Source organism: Faucicola sp. SE7633, from assembly GCF_059264685.1.
In genome coordinates, this window is the sequence record NZ_JCADBW010000004.1 from 52,935 (window position 1) to 76,332 (window position 23,398).

Sequence of the window (23,398 nt, forward strand, 5' to 3'; positions counted from 1 at the left end):
GTCGTCGGTCAAACATGGAGGATAAAGGATGAATTGCGTTGGGCGATGAGGGTCACGGCTTGGTACGGCGCAATCTGTGCGTCGGTCACGATGGGCACGTTTTTTTGCTGGCACAAGAGCCGAATCAGCGCGACATCCTCGGCAGGTGCGTCAGGATGAATCAGCACGCAGGCAGGATCACGGCGCAACAAGGCACGCGTGGCCTCGGCAATGGTGGGCTTGATGCGATTGCGGTTGCTGATGCCAAAACGGGCAGCCAGCGCGTCAATCACCGTTTGTGCGCGCCAACGAGGGCTAGGGGTGGGTGTTATCGCTTTGCCCACCAAGCCATGCCGCTGTGCGTCAATCATCTCAACCAAGGCCAAACTTTGGTCATACGGCTGTAGCTTGCTATAGTACACCGCTTGATGAAAATCAGTGGCTTTGGCAGGATATAGCGTGCGTGAAATCAGCCCCGACACGGTGGCGTTGAGCAGACTGGCAGGCATCAACCAATCATCGTCACTGGCGGCAAGCCATGCCACGCCAGCAGGATCGGCAAGCGTTAGTAGCGGTAGCACGCCATGCCCGTGATGATAAATTTGTTCATAAGCCTTGGCAGGCAAGGCTGGCAACAAAGCTTGTAAACTGGTTTGTAATTCGGTAAAAATCGCGCCTTTGCCCGTCCAACCATCGACAAAAACCAACGCTGAATCTGGATGCGTGGCGACAATATGCGCCAACGCTGCACCATCAAGACCGCGCTCACGGATGATACTCACGCCATAATGCACGCTGGGTAAGGCGGTCGGGTGGTGTGTGTCGGCCAGCGCGCGTTGTAGCAACACCCCAACGGGCAGCCCAGCACGCACAAGGCTGACCAACACCAATGGCGCGTGTGGGGTCACCGTCTCCCCAAATTGCGCGTGCAAACTGGCGGCCAAATCGGCAATCGCTTGTGCCATGCGCTCACACCCGTTGGCCAATGCCGTGCGATACAGCCGCATGTGTTCGGCAGTTGGCGCGGATTCTAACGTCAGCATATCCGCGTAGTGACGCGCACCTGATTGAATCAGTGCCTCTTTTTGCGCAGGCGCGACATGGGTGACGCACTCGGCAGGCACGATATCAAGCAGCAAGCTGACATCGCTGGGCAAAAAGCTACCGCTAAACGGGGTAGTAGGCGCTGGCGAATAAAGTGGCAAATCCATAGAAGCAATTAAACGATGTTTTTAATAGTCGTCGTAATAATTTAGCGTTAATCGTTGTTTAGCATCAACTATCATCCATCACGCAGGCAACGCCGCGCTAGTGTAGCAGATTTTTGTCACATGTGGCGTAGCGTTTTTTGCCTGTGTACAAAAAACGCCCAAATCACTTGGGCGTTTTTGGCTGTCATAACATCAACCATATCACAAATCAAAACTTTGCACGACATTGACGTGTAAGCGTACATCGACATTCCCGCGTGTGGCGTTAGAATATGGGCAGACTGCATGCGCTTTTTCAATCAAGCGTTTGGCATCGTCCACGCTCAGGCCTTCAACCGTGATGCTGATATCAATATCCAAGCCAAACGCGCCTTCTGGGTTTTGCCCAATACCGACCGCCACGTTGGTGCTTGATTTGGTGGGCTTGAGTCCCAAAGATGGCGCGACGTGGTTTACCGCGCTGTCAAAACACGCCGCATAGCCCATGGCAAATAGCTGCTCAGGGTTAGTGCCGACTTTGCCGCTGTCGTTTTGAAAACCAACCAAGTCAAAACCGATTGAGCCATCATCAACTTGGGTGTGGCCGTCGCGTCCGCCTGTGGCGGTGGCAGAGGTTTTATAAAAAATTTTCATCAAATACTCCAGATGTTTTGGTTAAAAAATAAATAAAATTAATTAAACCTATCATTGTACCACTCGCGCCAGCAGTGCGCGCAAGGTGGCGATGTCCTCAGGCGTTGCCGCGATACACGCCGCCATCTGGGCAGGCACATCTTTGGCACGCGCTTGCAAGGCTTGCCCTGCTTCGGTCAAATAAATCAGCACCCGACGCTCATCGTTGGAATCACGCTGCCGTTCAATCAGCTGCTGATTTTGCAACCGCTTGAGCAGCGGCGTGAGCGTGCCGCTATCTAGCTGCAAACGTGCGCCGATGTCATTGACGCTAAGCGGAGCATCCTCCCACAACACCAACATCACCAAATATTGCGGATACGTCAGCCCAAGCGGTTGTAGCAGTGGGCGATAGCGGTTGGTGATGGCTTTTGACAGACTGTACAACGGAAAACACAGTTGGTTGGCAAGTTTAAGCTGTTCGTACATAACAAAATCGTATATTGGCTGCGGTGGATGACAAGATTATAGGACAAAATTAAATTTTATGCAATTTAATTTGAGAAAATATTTTTGCAGCCAAAATTTTTGTAGCCAAGATTTGATACAATCAATCAACCACGTCACATGGGCTCATGTCCGTGTGAACGTGTGTGCAAGCCATGCACCGATTTGTCCATGCAGCTGCCCACGCGCAGGCGTGCCGTACCAGTCAAGTAGCCGCAAAAAATCCACATCTGCCAAGCTGTCACCAAAACCAAAACACGGGCGCGTGCTGTCCAAATGCGTGGTTTGCAAAAACGCCACGGCATGGCGCTTGTGAACCGCCTTGGGCAAAATCGCCAAATTGTTGGCATTGTGGTGAATGTACCAATTTGCAGCAAAATCGGCGATACCAAGCAGCGTCGGCAAGCGTGTGGCAAGTGCTTGCAACGCCGCTGCGTCTTTTGTCACATGTTTCACCGCGATATACACGCACAAATCATCATCGCCAAAACGTTCATAATGCGGTGTGACACGCAGCTGGCTAAAATCGGCTGTTTGCAGATATTCGCCAATCGCCGTCAGTGGACGTTGTAGCGGTTGTAAAACGCTTGCCAAATACGCTTGCCACGTTGGCTCAAACGTACCATCGGGCGCAACCACCACCGCGCCGTGGGTCAAAATGCGCCAACTGTTAAAGGGCAGCAGCACACGGGTGATTTCTGCGGTATCGCGTGCGGTCACGGGTATCAGCTCGCAGCTGTGATACAACCAGTTAAAAAACCGTGTCTGTTTGGCGGTCATCAGGCTCAAAGGCTGTCCGCGCTTATCCAGCGTTGCGACGGTCAGCGCGTCGTCGCCACGTTGGTCGGGTGATAGCTTGCGCAGGGTCTGAAACAGCGTGTCATCCAAGTCCATCAGCGCGTAGGGCTTGCTGATGGTATCGGGCGTTAAATGAAAACTGTGCATGGCATGTGGTATCAAGGTTGGGCTGGGCTGACGATGACCACGTTGTCTAGGCTGCGCCACAGTGTATCAACGCTATCAGGCGGTGTTTCAAGACACAACACAATCACGTGCCAATCGCTTGGGGTGACGTTATAGACAAAATTGGTCATGCCCAAGCCATAGTTATCGGCAAAGCTGAGCACGTGGTGAATATCGGTGGGTTGGGTCGGCGTGCTTACGGCAATCGGCGATCGCGTGAGCGCGCCAAATTTGACCGTTGTGTCTGCCAGCTGATGCGCCAAACGCTCTGCCAACAAAAACGGCAACCAAACAAATTCATTGCTACCCAACACCAACACGTTTTTGCCTTGCCAGTTGGCAAGATTGACTTTTTGGCTAAGATTCGCCCACAAGGTTGCCAACCCCGTTTGGCTATCGCGCGTGGGTGTACGCCCCCATTGACCTGTTGGCAAAATTGGCTGGCTGCCTGCTGCCGTGGTATCGACGCGCGGCATGGCAAGCGGTGGCGGATTGGGCGCGGCATTCCACCGCCAACTACCTGCCAGCAGGTGATGGCGAATCAGCGGCAAACCGTCCAAGCTGTCATTGGGCGTGGTGGTTGGTTGAGCAAGCGACCAATCCACCAAGGTTGCCAAATGCACGGCAGATAAATCGTGCATACCTGCTTGACGCAAGGCATGAACAACGTTCTGGCACGTTTGCCCCGTTGAAGCTTCATCATCGACGACGATTAAGGTCTTGGCGGCAAGCACCTCGGCTTGGCAGTCGGGGTCACGGCTTTGGTAAACCAAATGCCGACTGGCGTGGCTGTGGTCTTCGCTAAATGTGGCAAACAAGGGCGCGTCTTGGGCATGGCGGGTCGAATTGAGCAAAATTGCATCGGGATAACGCGCCTGCAACGCACTGTGCACCCCAGCTGCCAGCCCGACGGCGGTCTCTGCCATGCCAAATACCACGATTGGCGTGGGCAAGTCATCGGGGATTTGCGCCGCCAACGCCACAAAGGCACGGCGCATCTTGGCAGGCGCGACGGGAATATGCCGTCCCAAGACTTTAGAGACAAACAAAAACGCGCGTTTGGGGTTGATACGCTCGGCAAACCCCAACAAATCCGCCAACTGGTAATCGCTGGTTGTGGCATAAGTCAGCGTCAATGTGCCACGCGGTAAATGAACATTGGCATGTTGGATGGCGTTTGGGTGAGGCAAGGAGGCTAATGACATACGGATTTAATTTTTAATAACACTAAAAAACCTTAACAATCAAATCTGAACACTGGTCAAAAACGGACGCACGGCACAGGGCACAATATGCGCGGCAACATCGCTTAGAACAGGGCGCGGTATCAGCCCTGCAAAATAGAGCATTGCCAGCTGGGTTAAGTCCACACCGCTGTGCACCGTATAGCCAATGCCACCCGATGGGCGGCTGTTGATTTCTAGCACATGCTGTTGCCCGTTGCTGTCGGCACGGGTTTGCACGCTGACGATGCCGTCACAACCAAACGCGCCAATCACCCGTTTGACCAATGCCATGACCTCGGTATCATAGCCCACGTGTTGCACCGCGCCTTGTTTGTGCCGTGTCACCGCTGCCAGTACCGTGCCGCGCTCGCACACCACATCAATCGAATATTCACGCCCTGTCAAATACGGCATCAACAGCATGGCAAGTGGCTCACGTTGTAGCCGTGCGCTGTTGGCATACGCACGCACAAACTCGCCCACGTGGATTTTACGCGCATCGGTATCATACAGATGGGCAAAGCTGTCATAATCCGCCTGCCCCGTATCAAGCCGCCAAAAACCCTGTGCAAAAATCCCCGACACAGGCTTGACGCACAACGCCAAATGCCCGTGCTGTGCCAACAACGCCTCAAGCTCAGCCACATTGCTAAACCGCCACCCTGCCGCCACGGGAATATCATGCACGGCACAGACTTGCGCAAAGGCGAATTTATCATCCAGCGTTTGTAGCGTGGCCACATCGGTTGCGCCCGTCAGCAGCCGAATACCTGCCGCCGCAAAGGCATCACGCCGCGCCTCATAATCGCGGCTATTGCGCCCTGTTAGCAGCACCTGAACACCATGCGCACGCGCGTGCTTGAGCACAAACAAGGCGCGCTCACTGACAAGATGGCGGCCATCAGGCTCGCGGTAGGCGATATCCGCACAAGTCAAAATCTCAGGGCGATCATGGCGGTGTGAGGCAAGGATGGTCAAATCATAACGCGGTTTTAACGCTTGCAAACTTTGCAACATATCGCGCTGGCTGGACTGCCCCTCAGCAAGCCACACGGCGGTTTTGGCCGCACGGCTCGCCAAATCACGGTTGGCATACTGGTTGAAATCATGCGGTATATGAGACATCATGTTTTTAACATCTAGCCTGTATCACTCAATCTTCTCGCCATGGATGGCCAAATCCATGCCTTCATATTCGGCTTCATCATCAAGGCGCAGCCCAAGCGTTTTTTGCACCGCCTTGGCAATCAGCCAAGTCACCACACCGCAATACACCAACGTTGCCAGCACACCAGCCGCCTGTATCCATAGCCGATGCAAAAGCCCCGTTGCAAGCGGCTGTCCTGTGACCGCAGGGCTGACAAATACGGCCGTCAAAAGCGCACCCACGATACCGCCAATACCATGCAAACCAAATGCATCCAGCGTATCATCGATTTTGTGCCAACGCTTGAGATAATGCACCGAAAAATAACACGCCACGGTGGTCAAAATACCTATCCACAATGCACCGCCAACGCTGACAAACCCTGCCGCAGGCGTGATACCCACCAGCCCTGCCACCGCACCCGACGCACCGCCAAGCACCGAGGACTTAGCGCGCATCAGCTTTTCTAAGCCAAACCACGTCAGCGCACCAGCCGCCGCCGCTACCTGCGTGACCAACAGCGCGTTTGCCGCCAAACCGTTCGCCCCAAGGGCACTGCCTGCATTAAACCCAAACCAACCGACCCACAACAGCCCCGTGCCAACCATCGTCAAGGTCAGATTGGCAGGTGCCATAAACACCCGCCCATAGCCTTGCCGATGCCCCAGCACGCTTGCCAGCACCAGACCTGCCATGCCTGCATTGATATGCACCACCGTACCGCCTGCAAAGTCCATCGCGCCATCGCCCATCAGCCAGCCACCGCCCCACACCCAGTGGCACACAGGCGCGTACACCAGCAGCAGCCACAACGCGCTAAACACCATAAAGCTGCCAAACTTCATGCGTTCAGCCAACGACCCTGCCAAAATCGCCACCGCAATGATGGCAAATGTCATCTGAAAACCCACGTACAAGAGCGTTGGAATCGTCCCTGTGACATCCTGCACACCAATGCCTGCCAAAAACGCTTGATCCAATCCACCAATAAACGGATTGATAGCGCTATGACCAAATGCCAACGAATAACCAGCCACCACCCACACCACAGACACCACCGCCGCCGCCCCAAGGCTATGCGCCATCGTGCCCAAGATGTTTTTTTTGCGCACCATGCCAGCATAAAACAGCGCCAACCCTGGCACTGTCATCATCAGCACCAAGGCCGTTGATATCAGCACCCATGCCGTGTCCCCCGTATCAAGCTTTGCCATGTCCTCAGCGTGCGCCAACGGCGTGCCAACTGACCACGCCAGCATTGCCAACGTGCCGCCTGTTGTGTGCCGTGCCGTGGCTTTAGATACCATGTGATGACATGAACATCGCGTCTGCATCCGTGTTGCCGCTTGCAAGACGGCTGATAAACCGCTTGCTGGTTGATTACTGTACCACATCACCACCCCCTAAACTGTCCTTGAAAATTGATAAAACGGGGTAAACGTTGCTGGCTAAGTTTATTTGCCGATAGCGCTCCTTATAAATTAAATAGGCTCATCTTAATAAACTGATAAAACTAAATGGCTAAAACCCATAGGCTGATGACACCAGCCCGTGTTTTGGCATACCTGCGCCAAATGGGCTAACATCAAATCGCATTCGCGCCTGTCTCACCCGTGCGGATACGGATAACTTGCTCAAGGTTTGTGACAAAAATCTTACCATCACCGATTTTGCCCGTACTGGCAACGCGCATAATGGCTTCAATCGCCAGCTCGGCCAACTCATCTGTGACGGCAATTTCAAGCTTGATTTTGGGCAAAAAATCGACCACGTACTCTGCGCCGCGGTACAATTCAGTGTGCCCTTTTTGTCGCCCAAAGCCCTTGACTTCGGTCACCGTCACACCCTGCACGCCGATATCAGACAGTGCCTCACGGACATCGTCAAGCTTAAACGGTTTTAAAATCGCGGTAATTAGCTTCATGGCTTGTTCCTAACTAGACCCGATTGGCTGTTTGTCCAAATAATCCAAACAATCCTTGGGCAATGTGTGGCTGATTGGCGGATTTAAACAACAAGGTTGAGGTTTTGATGATATCTTAGTTTTTCCAAAAATGCTATGATAAGCGCAAACGCTGGCAGGATTTTGCTTGCGATTGCACACCGCTGACGATAAGGCACACGCAACCAATATCACGCCAAGCAATAACCACTATTTTGTTTTAAACATTCGCCCAAACCATCACGCCGTAGCAAACAACCATGTCAAATGCCACCAACCAGCCACCAACCGCCGCCCATCCCACCCAACCGACAGGCTTACAGGTCATCGTTGGGCTGGGCAAATCGGGCTTATCTGCACTCAACTACCTACACCAACGCGGCTATCCCGTTGCCGCCACCGACGGCGGCCAGCCAAGCAATGCCGCTGCCTTGCCGCATGATGTCATCACGCGCTTTGGTGGGCTTGATGGCGATTTGTTGGTACAGGCGGCGCGAATTATCATCAGCCCCGGTATTGACCCGTGGTTGCCCGTGTTTGATGCCGCGCGCGCCAAAGGTGTGCCCATCGTCAGCGACATTCAACTGTTTCAAGCCGAGTGCCAAGCGCGGCATATCCCGATGGTTGCCATCACAGGCTCAAATGGTAAAAGCACTGTCACCACATTGGTTGGGCAAATGGCGCAAGATGCTGGGCTTGCCGTCGGTGTGGGCGGTAATTTGGGCACGCCTGCGCTGGATTTGTTGGCACAACCGCTTGCTTTGGCCGTGCTTGAGCTGTCGAGTTTTCAGCTACAAACCGTGTGTGATTTGGGTGCGCAAGTGGCGACGATTCTAAACATCTCCCCTGACCACCTTGACCGCCACGGCGACATGCAGCACTACCAGCAAGCCAAGCAGCGCATTTTTGCTGGTGCGCGCACCGCTGTTGTCAATCGCGATGACCCTGCCAGTGTTGCCCTAACGCCCACCGATATCACCAGCATCAGCTTTGGCAGTGACTTGCCAAGCAGCACCACCAATTATGGCTTGGCACATGACGACAACGGCGAAATTTGGTTGGTACGTGGGCATCAGCGGCTGTTGCATGAGCGCGATTTACCCATCAAAGGGCAGCAAAACCTGCTCAATGCACTGGCGGCATTGGCATTGGGTGAGTTGGCAGGCTTGCCGCTAGGCAGTATGCTGACGACATTGCGCCAGTTTGCAGGGTTGCCGCACCGTTGCCAGTTTGTCGGACAGATGGCAGGGCTTAACTGTTATGATGATTCTAAAGGTACTAATATCGGCTCAACCATCGCCGCGATTGTTGGACTTGGCAAGGTCTATGCACCCAAAGGCAAAAAACTGGCGGTGATTTTGGGGGGGCAGGGCAAGGGGCAGGATTTTGCCACGCTTGCGCAGCCGTTGGCGGATTATGCCAGCGTGGTGTATTTGATTGGCGAGGCGGCGCGGCAAATCGGTGATGATTTGCAACGCGCAGGGCTAAACGTCATCACCGATAGCAGCCGCCCCGATGCGGCAGGCGTGCAGTTGGTGCACAGTGGCACACTGGCGCAAGCCGTTGCCGATGCAAACGTGCATGCTAAGCAGTTGGCTGAGCTTGGCGTGTTGCTGCTGTCGCCTGCCTGTGCAAGTTTTGACCAGTTTAGCGGCTATAGTGATCGTGGTCAGCAGTTTGTCGCGCTGGTTTCGGCATAATTGTGGCATAGGTTTAGTGAAAAAATTTCAAAAAGCAGTTGGGTTGGCGGGTATAAGATGTTGGATGTAGGTTTGGGCGAGGGCATCAACGCGGTGCGTGATAAGGCAGCACGGCGGTGGTTGCCGTCGCTGGGTGGGCTTTTGACCACGACGGTGGCAACCATCATGGTAATGAGCTTGTTGATGGTGGCATCGGCATCGATCCCGTTTGCCCACAACAAGCACTTGGGCGATTTTTACTTTTTTTACCACCAACTGATGTATATGGGCATTGGGCTTATCCTGGGTTTAGGTGCGTATTATATGCCGCTGCGCCAGATGTTTCGGCTTGGTTTTATCATGTCGGTGTTGGGGCTGTGTTTATTGGCGATTATTTACACGCTGCTGTTTGGCTCGGTGATTAATGGTAGTCGGCGTTGGATTGAGCTTGGTGGGGTCAATTTTCAGCCAGCTGAGCTGGCTAAGCTTGCGATGATTATGTTCACTGCCGATTATTTGGTGCGCCGTTCTGATGAGCTGCGCAATGAGTGGCGCGGCTTTGTGCGTTTGACGCTGATTGCGGCGTTTTTGGCGTTGTTTATCATTTTGCAGCCCGATTTTGGTTCGGTGGTGATTATTGCAGGTTGTACGGCGGCGATGACGTTTGTTGGCGGTTTGCCGATTCGGCAGTTTTTTATCATCATGGGCGCGATGTTGGTGGCGTGTGTGATTGGTATTGCCAGTGAGGGCTATCGGCTCAAGCGCGCCATGTCATTTATGGATCCGTTTGATGATTTGGCGGATTCGGATTATCAGCTTGGGCGCAGTATTGTGGCGTTTGCGCGCGGTGAGTGGTTTGGCGTGGGCTATGGCAACAGTGTACAAAAGTTGTCGCATCTGCCTGAGGCGCATACTGACTTTTTGTTGGCAATCACGGGTGAGGAGCTTGGGTTTGTTGGGGTAGCATTTTTACTTAGCCTTGAGATTTTGCTGATTGCCCTGGTGATGACGGTCAGCTACCAAGCGCTCAAGCGGCGGCAAAGTCGGCTTAGCTACTTTGCGTTTGGCGTGGGGGTGCTGTTTTTTGGGCAGATGTTCGTCAATGCAGGCATGACGATGGGGCTGCTACCCACCAAGGGCTTGACCATGCCGTTTTTTAGTTATGGTGGGTCATCAATGGTGGTGAATTTGATTATCGTGGGTATGCTGCTGCGAATTATCAAAGACAGCCCAAATATTGAGCGTTCACAATGCCGCTATTATTAAATAGTATTTTAAATAAAAATCAAAATAAATCTGCCAATGGTGGACAAGCCAAGGTCTGTTTGCCCACCAACGCGCGGCTATCCCACTGTGCCACCGCCTGCGCCAACATACGCTCGGGAGTGTCGCACACGACGGGTGTTTGTTGCAGCAATTTTAACGCCAACGCCAATAATTTATCGGCAGGGTAGGCGCTGATGGGTTCAGCCAGTGTTTGCTTAGACAGTTTTTGCCCATCGGCATTGACCACCAGCGGCAAATGATAATACGCGCGCACCAACGGCAAATGAAGATAGTCAGCAATCGCTAGCTGCGCCAATGTCAAAGGCAAAATATCCAAGCCGCGTACGATTTGATTCACACCTTGCAGCGCGTCGTCCACCACCACCGCCAGCATGTAATTCATCATGCCTACCTGCGCGGCATTTGGCGCACGGCGGCGTACCACGATGTCACCGTGTTCGCGTTGCGGATTGCCGACAATCACGCCTTGCAAATGGTCATAAAACACCATCGTTTGGTCAGGCAAAATCAGCCGTACCGCATGCTGGCGCGAATGCCCTGCGTGTAGGCAGCAGCGTGGATAACGCGCCTTGGACAGGCCATGCGCGTGCTGATACGCGTGAATCGACTTGCGGCTACAGTCACAACCATAGCTTAGACGCTTAAGCGCACCATCTAACAGCGCGTGATAAGTCTCAACATGCGCGGACTGATAGCGCACCTCGCCATCCCAGTGCAGCCCCAACCGCGCCAAATCACGCAAAATTTGCGCACTGTCCATGGGGCGACAGCGGTCGGTATCCAAATCCTCAATGCGCACCAGCCAGCGCCCACCTGCTTGTTTTGCCGCGCAATAACTGGCAACCGCGGTCAGCAGCGAGCCTAGATGCAGTGCGCCTGTCGGCGATGGCGCAAAACGCCCAATCACAGGCGTTTTGGTATCAGATGCAGCAGGGGTTGCCCGTGTTGGCTTAGGCATGTCCCCAAGCTTGTTTTTCTTTGATTTCAGACAATGTTTTGCAATCGATGCATTGGGTAGCTGTCGGACGCGCTTCTAATCGGCGCAAGCCAATTTCCACCCCACAGGTTTGGCAAAAACCATAGTCACCGCCATCGATTTCTACCAATGATTTATCAATTTTACGAATCAACTTGCGCTCACGGTCGCGCGTGCGCAATGCCAAAGCAAACTCTTCTTCTTGCGTGGCGCGGTCATTGATATCAGGCATGGCGGTTGATTCATCTTGAATATAGCTTTTGGTTGATTCTGCCTCAGCCATCAAGCTGTCTTTCCATGCCAACAAAATTTGGCGAAAATGCGCCAGCTGCGCGTCGTTCATGTACTCTTCGCCATCTTGGGCTTGATACGGTTTAAAATTGATATTGTACTCGTTGTTTGGCTTGGTCATACCGCATTCCTTAATCCACGCGCCCCGCACAATCCACCTCACGACGGGGCAAATGATGATTTAAACAGATAATCTAAAAAAGTCGCCTCAATATGGCGGTTATCATAAGAATTTTCAATCAAAAAACAGCTTTTATCTGTGCAAAAACTGCGCCAATGGCACATCGCCAGCGCCATTTTGAGGGCAAAAATATACCAAAAAAATCGCCGCGCTATAGCCTAAAGTCGATAAATGACAGCTTGATGACAAATGCCGCGCCAAACTGACCAACGCGTTAAGCTAACCGATAGGCACTTTTTTTACCCCCGTTGCCAACGTGCCTGTATTAAACAATTGAATCCAACGATACTGCGGCGCGGTGATTTGTACGGCATACTCATGGGCAAAAGGCGTAAACTGTACACTGGTTGCAGGGCAGCTATACACAGGGATATCATGCGCCATCACTTGCTGCGTTTGATGAACATGCCCAACAAAAATCGCCCGAAGACGTGGCGCAAATGGCGCAACAACCTGCCAAAACTGGTCGGCATTGTGCACGCCTTGGCGGTCAATCCACGGCGTACCCACCGCAAGCATCGGGTGATGGGCAAACAACACGCACGGGCGCGTACTTTGGCGCAGCGTATCGGTGAGCCACGCCAGTGTGGCATCATCCACCCAGCCTGCTGTCTGGCCTGCCATGGATGTATCAATAAACAACAAATCCCAATACGCGCTTTGTACCAGCCGCCGCGACAACAGCCGCTTATCTGCCGCAATCGGCACACGCCGCCATTGCTCAAACGGCAAATGCGTATCAAGCTCCAGCGTCACATCGTGGTTGCCTGCGATCGCTGCCCACGGTAGCCCAAGCGCATCAAACTGCGCAAACAGCGCGTCAAAATTTGCCGTGCTGGGTTCTTGCCACAAATCCCCCGTTGCCAGCAGCGCGTCATAGCCCATCTGCGCTATCCTTGCCAACACCGCCGCCAAGTGTCTTGCAGGATACACGCCTGCAAACACCGCATCGGGGTTGGTCAATAAATGCAAATCGCTGATTTGGGCAAGGCTTAGCCAGTCCGCCGCGTGTTGGGGCAAGACAGTGTTGGCAGACTCATTGGCAAGGTTAAAATTTGGCATCGTTACCCCATCAACCCAGATGCTGGCAATGGGCGCACAGGCCCGACAACTCAATCACACGCGTCTTGATGGCAAAATCTGCTTGGGCGGCCACCTCACGCAGCAGCGCATCTATCGGCACATTCATAGAAGCTTCGCTAAACTCTTGCACCGCACCGCATTGCTGACAAATCAAAAACGCCGCTGTGTGCTCACCATCAGGCTGGCAACAAGCAAAAAATGCTTTGGTTGAGCTAAGCTGATGAATCAGACCATGCGCCAACAAAAAATCCAAACTGCGGTAGATGGTCGGCGGTGCAATTTGTTTATCGGCAACCGTCTGCAACTGCGCCAACAAATCATACGCACCAATGGGCGCACGTGTTTGTAAAATCAGCCGATACACCTGCTCACGCAGCGGCGTAAAGCGCACACCTGCTTGCTGGCAGACCACGCATGCTTGCGCCACCCGGGCATCAATTTGGGCAGCTGACAACGGCGCGGTGCAGCGTTTGGCACAAGTGGTTGGTGTACAGGCTGCTTGGTGCGTGGTGACGGGCAAAACTGGGCTAGGCATCCGTGATATCAGCCAAACTCGTTAAAATCAAAAAATCCATACCAAAACTTGCGTGATCGTCGCTCGTACCAAAACCCAAGGTGAGGACCAAATAATCACCCGTATCACGCAAAAATACTTGACTAAATCGCCTATCATAGCCCAAAATCTGCTCAAATTCATTATTTTACACCAGACTGTCCTGATTAAATCTCACCAAATTCAACAGTAACCCAATCAGACGGTAGTAGACGCGTTGCGCCAATGATGACCCAACCTGCCAAACTTAGCCCTGCCATCAACATTGCCGCCGTGCTGCGCGCGCAACTGTGGACACTGTTGGCGCTCACCGCGCTGGGAGCATTGGCGGATATGGCGTTGGCACATACCCTAACAGACACACAAACGCGCAACTTGCCACCCACAGCCACCGCCCAAACGTGGCGGTATGCCAAAAACTTGCTGGCAGGCGGCGGCGTGGCGTGGCTTGGGCAGTGGATTTTTGCCAAAATCGCATGGCGGCACACAGGCGCGCGCTTGCGCAAACAAATCGTCCATCGGCTGTATTTGGCGCAAATGGTCAAGTGGTTGGTCACGCTGTTGGGGTTTGCCGTTGTGTTTAGTCAGTTGCGCCCGTTGGCAGCGTTATGGGTGCTGGTAGGATTTATTGTGCTACAAATCAATTATTTGCGCTTAAGCCATACCAAGGTTTTGCCGCGCTGATGGTTTGGCCTATGACAAGGTTTAAGCCCACAGTTTGTATTAAACCCACACAACCCATCAACTCCACCGTAACCCAAGCTGCCACAGGCAAAAAAAACGCAAATATCCGTCATTTAAGGCTTTACAAAAAGCTAACAGTTAGCTAATATAGGGCGAATTTTAGATATACGGTTTATACAAATTTGCGGTTGCGGTGACGCTTCTTGACAGACCAAGCCGATGACGTCACGACACAAGCCGTAAAGCAGCTGATTTTGATGGGCGTATTTGGTCCTATCGATTGTGTGCAATAATCGCTTTAGCACTTTTTGCTTAAACCTGCAACTTTAGGGTTAGGGCAGTTGATAAACGCGCTAAATGCGTTTGATAAAACTTAGCGTGAACCATCCCCAACTATTACACCCCGTTTTGGTGTCGCGTGGGCGACGGTCGGCGTATGCACAAGCGTTTTTGCTAGTTAAAAATTTAGCCCTGTTGGGTGTTGGGGCAGTTGCCCACAAGATTTGGTCGCATTGGTTTTGGTATAAGAAGTTTACACTATGGCAGCAAGCGAACACGAGCTCACCAGCAACGAATATATCCAGCACCATTTAACCAACTGGACGTTTGGGCATCACCCAACAGAAGGTTGGATGGTGGCGCATACCCAGCAGCAAGCCGCTGAAATGGGCTTTAATGCGATTCACTTGGATTCAATGCTGTGGTCGATTGGGCTTGGCGTGTTGTTTTGTGGGCTGTTTTATACCGTTGCCAAACGTGCCACCGCGGGTGTGCCCGGTAAGTTACAAGCCTTTGTCGAGATGATTGTTGAATTTGTCGATAGCAACGTACGCGACGCGTACCACGGCAAATCAAAATTGGTCGCACCTTTGGCATTGACAATTTTTGTGTGGATTTTCTTGATGAACCTGATGGACTTGATACCCATCGACTTCATCCCTGTACTGGCACAAAAAATTGGTGCTGCTATGGGACACGACCCACACCACGTTTATATGAAAATTGTGCCAAGTACTGACCCGAACGTAACATTGGGTATGTCATTTTCGGTCTTGGCACTGATCATTTATTTTGCAATTAAGGAAAAAGGTGTCGGCGGTTTTATCGGCGATTTGACCTTGCACCCATTTAGTGCCAGCAACCCAATTGCCAAGGCGTTGCTGATTCCTGTGAACTTTATCCTAGAGTTTGTTACCTTGCTGGCTAAGCCAATTTCATTGGGTTTGCGTCTGTTTGGTAACATGTATGCTGGGGAATTGATTTTTGTGTTGATTGCGCTGATGCCGTTTTGGATTCAGTGGGCGTTATCAGTACCTTGGGCGATTTTCCATATCTTAGTTATTACCTTGCAAGCGTTCGTGTTCATGATGCTAACCATTGTCTATCTTAGCCTTGCATCACAAACTGAACATTAATTTTCATCGTCATTGTAATTGAGGATCTTTCCATGAATCCAGAAGTAGCTAGTATGACCGTTCTTGCCGTCGCTTTGTTGATCGGTTTGGGTGCATTGAGCACAGGTATTGGTTTTGCGATTTTGGGCGGTAAGTTTTTGGAGAGCGTAGCGCGTCAGCCTGAGCTTGGTTCACAGCTACAAACCCGTATGTTCATCGTGGCAGGTCTTTTGGACGCCGTGCCGATGATCGGTGTGGGTATTGCGATGTTGCTATTGTTTGCTAACCCGATCCGCTAAGAAGTTAATGTATCAAAGGCATCGGTAGGCAGATGCCATAGCAACGCTTACCGATACCAACTAATTAACTTCGTTTTTGTGGAGGAAGGGTGACGTGAATATCAATGCAACTTTAATCGGTCAAGCGATTGCGTTTGCTTTGTTCGTCATGTTTTGCATGAAGTTCGTGTGGCCGCCATTGGCAAATGCCATTGCCGAACGTCAGCGCAAAATCGAAGAAGGCTTGAGCGCCGCTGAGCGTGCTAAGGCAGATTTGGCATCAGCAGGGCAAACCGCAGAGCAAGAAATTGCCGCCGCCAAAGCCAAAGCGGCACAACTGATTGACCAAGCCAATCGCAGCGCCAATCAAATGCTTGAAGACGCGCGTGTACAAGCTGCCGCTGAAGGTGAGCGTATTCGCCAACAAGCCCGTGATGCGGTTGATCAAGAAATCAACAAAGCGCGTGAAGGCTTGCGTGCACAAGTGGCAGAGCTTGCCGTGTTGGGCGCACAAAAGATTTTGCAGCAGCAGGTTGATCCTGCCGCACATGCTAAAATGTTAGACGAACTGGCCGCTCAGCTATAATTTAGCCATAGCCAAAATATGAAGTTATTAAGCTGAGCCAAGCCGTATCCACCCATCAAGCCATCTTGAGTAGGGTTGAAAACTTAAACGCTGGTTTAAAAACCGACAATGTATGAAAGCCTTAGACGATATATGAGAGCCTTAGATGCACGGTAACGCTATGTCCTATGGGCAGTTACCACTGTCTGTGGGTTGCAGTCGGTCTTGGCGGTTGTATCGCAGTAGTCGGCTCACTTTTGGGTGAGAAGGGTTGTCAAAACCAGCGCTTAAAACACAATACAGTTTCACCTTTAACGTTTCGTATTGCCCAAACTTGCGCCAGCAAGGGATGATAAGCCGTTGTGTAGCGGTGTATGACGGGTAAGCCAGCAGTGAGGATATCATGGCAGATGCATCTACGTTAGCCAGACCCTATGCCAAAGCGGCGTTTGACTATGCCAAAGAGCAGCACGTTGTGGCAGATTGGCACAACTATTTGGCAGCGCTGCGCGCGATTGTATCGGATGCAGCGATGGCTGAGGTGATTCATGACCCAACGACAGAGGCAGCGGCAAAAGTTGGCTTGTTAAGCGATTTATATCGTCAAATCGCTGGGCGCAATGACAATGTGTTTCAAGCATTGGATGCCGCGTTGGGCGGAGAAACACCGTCTACGGCTGCAGCTCAGCCTGCGACTGCTGACGTGACGTTTTCACAAGCGTTTAGCAATTTTTTGCAGCAGCTGGCTGAACATGAGCGTTTGAGCTTATTGCCAAACATTGCCGAACGCTTTGATGAGCTAAAAGCCGATGATGCCAAAGAAGTTCATGCGTATGTGACGTCTGCGTATCCGCTGACCGCTGAACAACAAGCGCTGCTTGAGTCACGCTTACGCCGTAATGCAGGGCAAGTGGTGCTCCATGTGTCGGTAGATCCTGCGCTGATTGGCGGTGTGGTGATTAAAATCGGTGATAAAGTCGTCGATGATTCGGTACGCGGCAAACTCCAGCAGCTTAAACTTCAGCTAACTGCTTAAGCGACTGATTGTCAAACAATGGCCAATCACTGCCAAGCTAAGCAATAACGATGCAACGACCGACTACCTAACGATATTGGTGCGTTTATAAGTACAATTTAAGGAAACAGTGCAATGCAACAATTGAATCCAGCGGAAATCAGTAATCTGATTAAGCAGCGTATTCAAGACCTAAACGCAGGTGCGACCGCCAAAAATGAAGGCACCATTGTCAAGGTGTCTGATGGTATCGTACAGATTCATGGGCTTGAAGATGCCATGTATGGTGAGATGATTGAGTTTGAAGGCGGTGTCTATGGCATGGCATTGAACCTTGAACAAGACTCAGTCGGCGCGGTGGTACTGGGTGAATACCTTGATCTACAAGAAGGTCAAAAAGCCTACTGCACAGGGCGTATTTTGGAAGTCCCCGTTGGTCCTGAATTGCTAGGCCGTGTGGTAGATGCCTTGGGTAATCCCATTGACGGCAAAGGCCCTATTGATGCCAAGCTTACCGATAAAGTTGAAAAAATTGCCCCCGGTGTCATTGATCGCCAATCGGTTGATGAGCCTGTGATGACAGGTTATAAAGCGGTTGATACCATGATTCCGATTGGACGTGGGCAGCGTGAGCTTATCATTGGTGACCGCCAAACGGGTAAAACTGCTTTGGCAATCGATGCTATCATTGCGCAAAAATCGTCAGGTATCAAATGTATCTATGTGGCAATTGGGCAAAAACGCTCAACCATCGCCAACGTGGTACGTAAGCTTGAGCAAACAGGCGCGATGGCATACACCACCGTTGTGGTTGCGTCGGCATCAGAGCCTGCCGCGTTGCAGTACATTGCACCGTATTCTGGTTGTACAATGGGTGAATACTTTCGCGATCGTGGTCAAGATGCCTTGATTGTGTATGATGATTTGTCAAAACAAGCGGTAGCATATCGTCAAATCTCCTTGCTATTGCGTCGTCCACCAGGACGTGAAGCTTACCCAGGGGACGTGTTTTACCTACACTCACGCTTACTAGAGCGCGCCTCACGCGTGAACGCTGATTATGTTGAACGCTTTACCCATGGTGAAGTTAAAGGCAAAACGGGTTCATTGACCGCCTTGCCAATCATCGAAACCCAAGCAGGTGACGTGTCGGCATTCGTACCAACCAACGTGATTTCGATCACCGATGGTCAGATTTTCTTGGAATCAAGCCTGTTTAACTCAGGTATTCGCCCAGCCGTGAACGCAGGTATCTCGGTTTCGCGTGTTGGCGGTGCGGCGCAAACCAAAATCATCAAAAAATTGTCAGGTGGTATCCGTACCGCATTGGCGCAATACCGTGAATTGGCAGCGTTTGCCCAGTTTGCATCAGACCTAGATGATGCCACCCGCAAACAGCTTGATCATGGTCAGCGTGTCACTGAATTGATGAAACAAGCGCAATACGCGCCTATGTCAATCGCTGAGCAAGCAGCGGTGATTTTTGCCTCAAACGAAGGCTATTTAGCCGATGTGCCGGTTGAGAAAATCGGTGCGTTTGAAGCAGGCTTGTTACGCTATTTGCGCGACAACCATGGCGATTTTATGGCAGAAATCGACCAAACTGCCAATTACAATGATGATATCGCCAATCAGTTCAGACAAGCGATTGAATCTTACAAACAAAACCACGCGTTTTGATAATTTAACAACACCACCAATGGGTTGCAGGCAGACAAAACTGGCTGTAACCCACAAAGCTAGTTAAACTACCGTTTTTAAATTTGAACGGGCTAACTACCAGCGATTGGGCGATATGGACAACCTATGGCAAGTTTAAAAGAAATTCGGGCAAAAGTTGCCAGTATCAAAAGCACGCAAAAAATCACCCGCGCCATGCAGATGGTGGCGGCAAGTAAGATGCGCCGTGCACAAGAGCGTATGGAGTTGGGTCGTCCATATAGCGACAATATGCGCCGTGTGGTTGCTCACTTGGTGAAAGCGTCACCAGAATACAAACACCCGTATTTGGTGCCACGCGCTACACGTCGAGTCGGCTATATCGTGGTGACCTCTGACCGTGGTTTGGCAGGCGGTCTCAATATCAATTTGTTCAAAAACCTGATGCAACACGTCAAGCAACAAAACAGCCAATCGATTGAAACGCGTTTTGTGGTATTGGGGCAAAAAGGTGTGAGCTTTTTTAAAACCTTTGGTGGCACGGTCAGCGCGGCACTAACAGGCTATGGCGATAATCCCGACTTTAATGCGCTAAACGCACCCCTACAAGCACTGCTTGAGGATTATAACCAAGGCGAAATTGATGAGATTTATTTGGTGTACAATCAGTTCATCAACGCCATGACCCAGCGCCCGCTGGTGCAGCAGCTAGTGCCGATTGCTGAAGAGGCGTTCAAAGATGATGATTTGCAAAGCCGCAGCTACAGTTGGGATTATATTTATGAGCCCAACCCACAAGAGCTGCTTGATACCTTGATGCAGCGCTATGTAGAGGCCATCGTTTATCAAGGCGTGGTTGAAAATATTGCCTCAGAGCAATCAGCGCGTATGGTGGCGATGAAAGCCGCGACTGACAACGCAGGCAACTTGATTAAAGACTTACAGCTGGTTTATAACAAGCTTCGCCAAGCCGCCATTACACGTGAGATTTCTGAAATTGTCAGCGGTGCGGCAGCGGTATCTTAATCACCAAGCTTAACTGGTGGATTAAATAGTTAAATAGACTGAATTTAAAAATACTGGGAGAGACCAATGAGTCAAGGTCGTATTATACAGATTATCGGTGCGGTGATTGACGTAGAATTTGACCGTCATGACGTGCCAAAGGTGTATGACGCGCTCAAAGTCGATAACTCGGAAACCACACTTGAGGTGCAGCAGCAATTGGGTGATGGCGTTGTGCGTACGATTGCCATGGGTTCTACCGAAGGTCTAAAACGCAATATGAGCGTGACCAACACAGGTGCGCCAATTTCAGTGCCTGTTGGTCAAGGCACGTTGGGACGCATCATGGACGTGTTGGGTCGCCCGATTGATGAGGCTGGCCCTGTTGAGCACAATGAGCTGTGGTCGATTCACCGTGAAGCGCCAAGCTACGACGAACAAGCCAATAGCACCGAATTGCTAGAAACGGGTATCAAAGTTATTGACTTGCTGTGCCCATTTGCTAAAGGTGGTAAAGTTGGCTTGTTTGGCGGTGCAGGTGTTGGTAAAACCGTCAATATGATGGAGCTGATTAACAACATCGCTAAAGCACACTCTGGTTTGTCAGTGTTTGCAGGGGTGGGTGAGCGTACACGTGAAGGTAATGACTTCTACCATGAGATGAAAGACTCAAACGTCTTGGACAAAGTTGCCATGGTGTACGGTCAGATGAACGAGCCACCTGGAAACCGTTTGCGCGTTGCCTTGACTGGCTTGACCATGGCGGAATATTTCCGTGATGAAAAAGATGAAAATGGCAAAGGCCGTGACGTGTTGTTGTTCATCGACAACATTTACCGCTATACCTTGGCAGGTACAGAAGTATCGGCGTTGCTAGGCCGTATGCCGTCAGCGGTTGGTTATCAGCCTACCTTGGCAGAAGAGATGGGCGTATTGCAAGAGCGTATCACTTCAACGCAATCAGGCTCAATCACCTCAGTGCAAGCGGTTTATGTCCCTGCCGATGACTTGACTGACCCATCACCTGCCACAACGTTTGCGCACTTGGATGCGACCGTGGTTTTGAGCCGTGATATCGCTTCACAAGGTATTTATCCAGCGGTTGATCCGCTAGACTCAACCTCTCGTCAGCTTGACCCACAAGTCATCGGTGAAGAGCATTACAACGTCGCGCGTGGTGTGCAGGTGGTCTTGCAACGCTTTAAAGAGCTAAAAGACATCATCGCTATCTTGGGCATGGACGAGCTGTCTGAAGAAGACAAATTGGTTGTGTACCGCGCGCGTAAAATCCAGCGTTTCTTGTCACAGCCCTTCCACGTTGCCGAAGTCTTTACGGGTGCACCTGGTAAGTACGTGCCAATTCGCGAGACTATCCAAAGCTTTAAAGCCATCTTAAATGGCGACTACGATGACTTCCCTGAGCAGGCTTTCTACATGAAAGGCGGTATTGATGAAGTCGTGGCAGCGGCTGAGAAGCTGCGCGGTTAATGGGTTGTCAAAACTAGATGGCGTTTTTACGGGGCGGTTTTTTAGCGTGTTTTATTAGGCTGTCGTATTAACGCCAATCAATGAGGAGAGAAGATGGCAACCTTACAATGTCATGTCGTGAGTGCCAAAGAGACGATTTACTCAGGCGACATCAATATGTTGGTCGCGGCAGGTGTCGAGGGTGAGGTAGGTATCCTACCGGGGCATATTCCATTTATCACCTTGCTTAAACCTGGCACCCTGCAGCTAACTGCCGCCAATGGTGAGCTTGAAACGGTGTACATCTCAGGCGGTGTGCTTGAGGTGCAGCCCAATGTGGTCACGGTGTTGGCAGATACAGCCATTCGCGCCAAAGACTTGGATGAAGCCAAAATCACCGAAGCGCGCCGCCAAGCGCAAGAGCTGTTGCAAAATCAAAAAGCCAATGTGGACACCACGGCCGCGTTGGCAGAGTCGATTGCTCAGCTACAGACCTTGCAAAAAATTCGTAATCGCGCCTAAGGGTGATGTTGATATCACGTGTTTAGCAAGACGGTAGTCCATGACTGGGCTGCCGTTTTTTTATGCCACGTGAGTCCACCGCATCGTGGGTGGTTGGGTGCTCACGAAAGCTGCAGACAATGGCAGTGTTTGGTTACGTTTTGCTACTAGTCAAAGGCTGAGTTTTTGGTTACATTAAACGCTATTAGCTTACGAATAGTTGATTGTAGTTTACACGTTAAAGCGTAACGATAACAACGAACAACCTTAAAGCCTGTGTCTTGATCGTACAGCCGACTGGGAAAAGTTGTAAGAATTTTTGGGAGATTTAATATGGTAGAAGAAGAATCTATACCACGTGTGTTAATTGTTGAAGATGATGAGCGTTTGGCGACTTTAACGCAGGATTATTTGCGCAAAAATGGCTTGGATGTCGCGATTGAAACCGACGGCAATCGCGCCATCCGCCGTATTGTCAGCGAGCAGCCTGATATGGTCGTGCTGGATGTCATGTTGCCCGGTAGCGATGGTTTGACCGTATGCCGCGAGGTGCGCTCACAATTTCATAACCCGATTTTGATGCTAACGGCACGTACCGATGACATGGATCAGGTGCTTGGGCTTGAGATGGGTGCGGATGATTATGTGGCAAAACCTGTGCAACCACGCGTGTTGTTGGCACGAATTCGCGCGTTGTTGCGCCGTTCTGAGACCACGCCAAGTGATGAAGTGCCACAACGCCTAGAGTTTGGCGATTTGATCATCGATAACGGTGGCCGCTCAGTGACGCTAAATGATGAGCTGGTTGATTTTACCAGTGCAGAGTATGATTTGTTGTGGCTGCTGGCGTCGAATGCAGGCCGTATTTTGTCGCGTGAGGATATTTTTGAGCGCCTGCGCGGTATCGAGTACGATGGGCAAGACCGTTCGATTGACGTGCGTATCTCACGCATTCGTCCAAAAATCGGTGATGATCCTGAAAACCCCAAACGCATCAAGACCGTGCGCAGCAAAGGCTATTTGTTTGTTAAAGAAAACTGATGCAATCACTTTGGGTTGTTTTAGCCTGTTGTTGGATACCCGCCACGTTGCGGGTATTTTTATCCTCCATTGCCGTAAACCTGCGCCTTTAGGCAGTGGATATAAGGCAACACGGGAACTAAGATTACACACGAATTTTGTCTAGCGTGGTG

The 23,398-nt window shown here is 51.3% G+C and carries 24 protein-coding genes; 12 read left to right on the plus strand and 12 right to left on the minus strand.

Annotated elements, in window-relative coordinates; all coding sequences use genetic code 11:
- Positions 1–8: 8 nt before the first annotated feature.
- The 8 genes from AC5L4R_RS02615 to AC5L4R_RS02650 form a co-directional block, all read right to left on the minus strand.
- Positions 9–1,190: a cysteine protease StiP domain-containing protein gene (locus AC5L4R_RS02615; protein WP_494472253.1), complete on the minus strand. Its 1,182-nt coding sequence runs from the start codon at positions 1,188–1,190 to the stop codon at positions 9–11.
- 201 nt (positions 1,191–1,391) lie between these two features.
- Complete coding sequence (locus tag AC5L4R_RS02620) at positions 1,392–1,823, minus strand: organic hydroperoxide resistance protein (protein WP_494472254.1); 432 nt, start codon at positions 1,821–1,823, stop codon at positions 1,392–1,394.
- A gap of 51 nt (positions 1,824–1,874) precedes the next feature.
- A complete protein-coding gene (locus tag AC5L4R_RS02625) occupies positions 1,875–2,291 on the minus strand; it encodes a MarR family winged helix-turn-helix transcriptional regulator (RefSeq protein WP_494472255.1) in 417 nt (138 codons plus the stop codon).
- A 144-nt stretch (positions 2,292–2,435) separates the two neighbouring features.
- On the minus strand, positions 2,436–3,314 hold the full coding sequence (locus AC5L4R_RS02630; protein WP_494472256.1) for a hypothetical protein: 879 nt from the start codon (positions 3,312–3,314) through the stop codon (positions 2,436–2,438).
- On the minus strand, positions 3,266–4,477 hold the full coding sequence (locus AC5L4R_RS02635) for a phosphoribosyltransferase domain-containing protein (protein WP_494472257.1): 1,212 nt from the start codon (positions 4,475–4,477) through the stop codon (positions 3,266–3,268). The genes AC5L4R_RS02630 and AC5L4R_RS02635 overlap by 49 nt, the downstream gene beginning before the upstream one ends.
- A 39-nt stretch (positions 4,478–4,516) precedes the next feature.
- Complete coding sequence (locus tag AC5L4R_RS02640) at positions 4,517–5,626, minus strand: ATP-grasp domain-containing protein (RefSeq protein ID WP_494472258.1); 1,110 nt, start codon at positions 5,624–5,626, stop codon at positions 4,517–4,519.
- A 21-nt stretch (positions 5,627–5,647) separates the two neighbouring features.
- Positions 5,648–6,979, minus strand: coding sequence for an ammonium transporter (locus AC5L4R_RS02645; RefSeq protein WP_494472336.1), 1,332 nt, complete (start codon positions 6,977–6,979; stop codon positions 5,648–5,650).
- Between the two features lie 251 nt (positions 6,980–7,230).
- Positions 7,231–7,569 (minus strand): P-II family nitrogen regulator, encoded by a 339-nt coding sequence (locus AC5L4R_RS02650; RefSeq protein ID WP_494472259.1) that lies wholly within the window; start codon positions 7,567–7,569, stop codon positions 7,231–7,233.
- Between the two features lie 278 nt (positions 7,570–7,847).
- On the opposite strand from AC5L4R_RS02650, the gene murD reads away from it, so the two are divergent.
- Positions 7,848–9,287: a UDP-N-acetylmuramoyl-L-alanine--D-glutamate ligase gene (murD, locus tag AC5L4R_RS02655; RefSeq protein ID WP_494472260.1), complete on the plus strand. Its 1,440-nt coding sequence runs from the start codon at positions 7,848–7,850 to the stop codon at positions 9,285–9,287.
- Between the two features lie 57 nt (positions 9,288–9,344).
- Positions 9,345–10,532 carry a putative lipid II flippase FtsW gene (gene ftsW, locus AC5L4R_RS02660; RefSeq protein ID WP_494472261.1) on the plus strand — a complete coding sequence of 396 codons (1,188 nt, stop codon included), beginning with the start codon at positions 9,345–9,347 and terminating at the stop codon, positions 10,530–10,532.
- A gap of 19 nt (positions 10,533–10,551) precedes the next feature.
- Here ftsW and gluQRS read toward each other — a convergent pair whose 3' ends face one another.
- From gluQRS to AC5L4R_RS02680, 4 genes are all read right to left on the minus strand, one after another.
- Positions 10,552–11,511 (minus strand): tRNA glutamyl-Q(34) synthetase GluQRS, encoded by a 960-nt coding sequence (gene gluQRS / locus AC5L4R_RS02665; RefSeq protein ID WP_494472262.1) that lies wholly within the window; start codon positions 11,509–11,511, stop codon positions 10,552–10,554.
- A complete protein-coding gene (dksA, locus tag AC5L4R_RS02670) occupies positions 11,504–11,941 on the minus strand; it encodes an RNA polymerase-binding protein DksA (protein WP_494472263.1) in 438 nt (145 codons plus the stop codon). Before dksA ends, gluQRS begins: the two co-directional genes overlap by 8 nt.
- Before the next feature lie 279 nt (positions 11,942–12,220).
- Positions 12,221–13,063 carry a metallophosphoesterase gene (locus AC5L4R_RS02675; RefSeq protein ID WP_494472264.1) on the minus strand — a complete coding sequence of 281 codons (843 nt, stop codon included), beginning with the start codon at positions 13,061–13,063 and terminating at the stop codon, positions 12,221–12,223.
- Between the two features lie 10 nt (positions 13,064–13,073).
- Positions 13,074–13,619, minus strand: a complete 546-nt coding sequence (locus AC5L4R_RS02680) for a transcriptional repressor (protein ID WP_494472265.1) — start codon at positions 13,617–13,619, stop codon at positions 13,074–13,076.
- A gap of 243 nt (positions 13,620–13,862) precedes the next feature.
- On the opposite strand from AC5L4R_RS02680, the gene AC5L4R_RS02685 reads away from it, so the two are divergent.
- The 10 genes from AC5L4R_RS02685 to AC5L4R_RS02730 all read left to right on the plus strand — a co-directional run bounded on the left by AC5L4R_RS02685 (position 13,863) and on the right by AC5L4R_RS02730 (position 23,246).
- Positions 13,863–14,321, plus strand: coding sequence for an ATP synthase subunit I (locus tag AC5L4R_RS02685; RefSeq protein ID WP_494472266.1), 459 nt, complete (start codon positions 13,863–13,865; stop codon positions 14,319–14,321).
- Between the two features lie 539 nt (positions 14,322–14,860).
- Positions 14,861–15,736, plus strand: a complete 876-nt coding sequence (gene atpB, locus AC5L4R_RS02690) for a F0F1 ATP synthase subunit A (RefSeq protein WP_494472267.1) — start codon at positions 14,861–14,863, stop codon at positions 15,734–15,736.
- Between the two features lie 32 nt (positions 15,737–15,768).
- On the plus strand, positions 15,769–16,014 hold the full coding sequence (gene atpE, locus AC5L4R_RS02695) for a F0F1 ATP synthase subunit C (RefSeq protein WP_067057324.1): 246 nt from the start codon (positions 15,769–15,771) through the stop codon (positions 16,012–16,014).
- Between the two features lie 94 nt (positions 16,015–16,108).
- Positions 16,109–16,579 carry a F0F1 ATP synthase subunit B gene (locus AC5L4R_RS02700; protein WP_494472268.1) on the plus strand — a complete coding sequence of 157 codons (471 nt, stop codon included), beginning with the start codon at positions 16,109–16,111 and terminating at the stop codon, positions 16,577–16,579.
- A gap of 382 nt (positions 16,580–16,961) precedes the next feature.
- The gene (locus tag AC5L4R_RS02705) at positions 16,962–17,594 is read left to right on the plus strand and encodes a F0F1 ATP synthase subunit delta (RefSeq protein ID WP_494472269.1); all 633 of its coding nucleotides are present in this window, start codon (positions 16,962–16,964) and stop codon (positions 17,592–17,594) included.
- A 114-nt stretch (positions 17,595–17,708) separates the two neighbouring features.
- A complete protein-coding gene (gene atpA / locus AC5L4R_RS02710) occupies positions 17,709–19,253 on the plus strand; it encodes a F0F1 ATP synthase subunit alpha (protein ID WP_494472270.1) in 1,545 nt (514 codons plus the stop codon).
- A gap of 126 nt (positions 19,254–19,379) precedes the next feature.
- Positions 19,380–20,258 (plus strand): F0F1 ATP synthase subunit gamma, encoded by an 879-nt coding sequence (atpG, locus tag AC5L4R_RS02715; RefSeq protein WP_494472271.1) that lies wholly within the window; start codon positions 19,380–19,382, stop codon positions 20,256–20,258.
- A gap of 66 nt (positions 20,259–20,324) precedes the next feature.
- On the plus strand, positions 20,325–21,725 hold the full coding sequence (gene atpD, locus AC5L4R_RS02720) for a F0F1 ATP synthase subunit beta (RefSeq protein ID WP_494472272.1): 1,401 nt from the start codon (positions 20,325–20,327) through the stop codon (positions 21,723–21,725).
- 93 nt (positions 21,726–21,818) lie between these two features.
- A complete protein-coding gene (locus AC5L4R_RS02725) occupies positions 21,819–22,226 on the plus strand; it encodes a F0F1 ATP synthase subunit epsilon (protein WP_494472273.1) in 408 nt (135 codons plus the stop codon).
- A gap of 312 nt (positions 22,227–22,538) precedes the next feature.
- On the plus strand, positions 22,539–23,246 hold the full coding sequence (locus AC5L4R_RS02730) for a response regulator (RefSeq protein WP_067057302.1): 708 nt from the start codon (positions 22,539–22,541) through the stop codon (positions 23,244–23,246).
- The last annotated feature ends 152 nt before the right edge of the window (positions 23,247–23,398 follow it).

Coding starts and splice junctions, on each gene's coding strand:
- AC5L4R_RS02615 (WP_494472253.1), bottom strand. CDS start 1,190: ATGGATTTGCCACTTTATTCGCCAGCGCCTACTACCCCGTTTAGCGGT.
- AC5L4R_RS02620 (WP_494472254.1), bottom strand. CDS start 1,823: ATGAAAATTTTTTATAAAACCTCTGCCACCGCCACAGGCGGACGCGAC.
- AC5L4R_RS02625 (WP_494472255.1), bottom strand. CDS start 2,291: ATGTACGAACAGCTTAAACTTGCCAACCAACTGTGTTTTCCGTTGTAC.
- AC5L4R_RS02635 (WP_494472257.1), bottom strand. CDS start 4,477: ATGTCATTAGCCTCCTTGCCTCACCCAAACGCCATCCAACATGCCAAT.
- AC5L4R_RS02640 (WP_494472258.1), bottom strand. CDS start 5,626: ATGATGTCTCATATACCGCATGATTTCAACCAGTATGCCAACCGTGAT.
- AC5L4R_RS02645 (WP_494472336.1), bottom strand. CDS start 6,979: ATGCAGACGCGATGTTCATGTCATCACATGGTATCTAAAGCCACGGCA.
- AC5L4R_RS02650 (WP_494472259.1), bottom strand. CDS start 7,569: ATGAAGCTAATTACCGCGATTTTAAAACCGTTTAAGCTTGACGATGTC.
- murD (WP_494472260.1), top strand. CDS start 7,848: ATGTCAAATGCCACCAACCAGCCACCAACCGCCGCCCATCCCACCCAA.
- ftsW (WP_494472261.1), top strand. CDS start 9,345: ATGTTGGATGTAGGTTTGGGCGAGGGCATCAACGCGGTGCGTGATAAG.
- gluQRS (WP_494472262.1), bottom strand. CDS start 11,511: ATGCCTAAGCCAACACGGGCAACCCCTGCTGCATCTGATACCAAAACG.
- dksA (WP_494472263.1), bottom strand. CDS start 11,941: ATGACCAAGCCAAACAACGAGTACAATATCAATTTTAAACCGTATCAA.
- AC5L4R_RS02675 (WP_494472264.1), bottom strand. CDS start 13,063: ATGCCAAATTTTAACCTTGCCAATGAGTCTGCCAACACTGTCTTGCCC.
- AC5L4R_RS02680 (WP_494472265.1), bottom strand. CDS start 13,619: ATGCCTAGCCCAGTTTTGCCCGTCACCACGCACCAAGCAGCCTGTACA.
- AC5L4R_RS02685 (WP_494472266.1), top strand. CDS start 13,863: ATGATGACCCAACCTGCCAAACTTAGCCCTGCCATCAACATTGCCGCC.
- atpB (WP_494472267.1), top strand. CDS start 14,861: ATGGCAGCAAGCGAACACGAGCTCACCAGCAACGAATATATCCAGCAC.
- atpE (WP_067057324.1), top strand. CDS start 15,769: ATGAATCCAGAAGTAGCTAGTATGACCGTTCTTGCCGTCGCTTTGTTG.
- AC5L4R_RS02705 (WP_494472269.1), top strand. CDS start 16,962: ATGGCAGATGCATCTACGTTAGCCAGACCCTATGCCAAAGCGGCGTTT.
- atpA (WP_494472270.1), top strand. CDS start 17,709: ATGCAACAATTGAATCCAGCGGAAATCAGTAATCTGATTAAGCAGCGT.
- atpG (WP_494472271.1), top strand. CDS start 19,380: ATGGCAAGTTTAAAAGAAATTCGGGCAAAAGTTGCCAGTATCAAAAGC.
- atpD (WP_494472272.1), top strand. CDS start 20,325: ATGAGTCAAGGTCGTATTATACAGATTATCGGTGCGGTGATTGACGTA.
- AC5L4R_RS02725 (WP_494472273.1), top strand. CDS start 21,819: ATGGCAACCTTACAATGTCATGTCGTGAGTGCCAAAGAGACGATTTAC.
- AC5L4R_RS02730 (WP_067057302.1), top strand. CDS start 22,539: ATGGTAGAAGAAGAATCTATACCACGTGTGTTAATTGTTGAAGATGAT.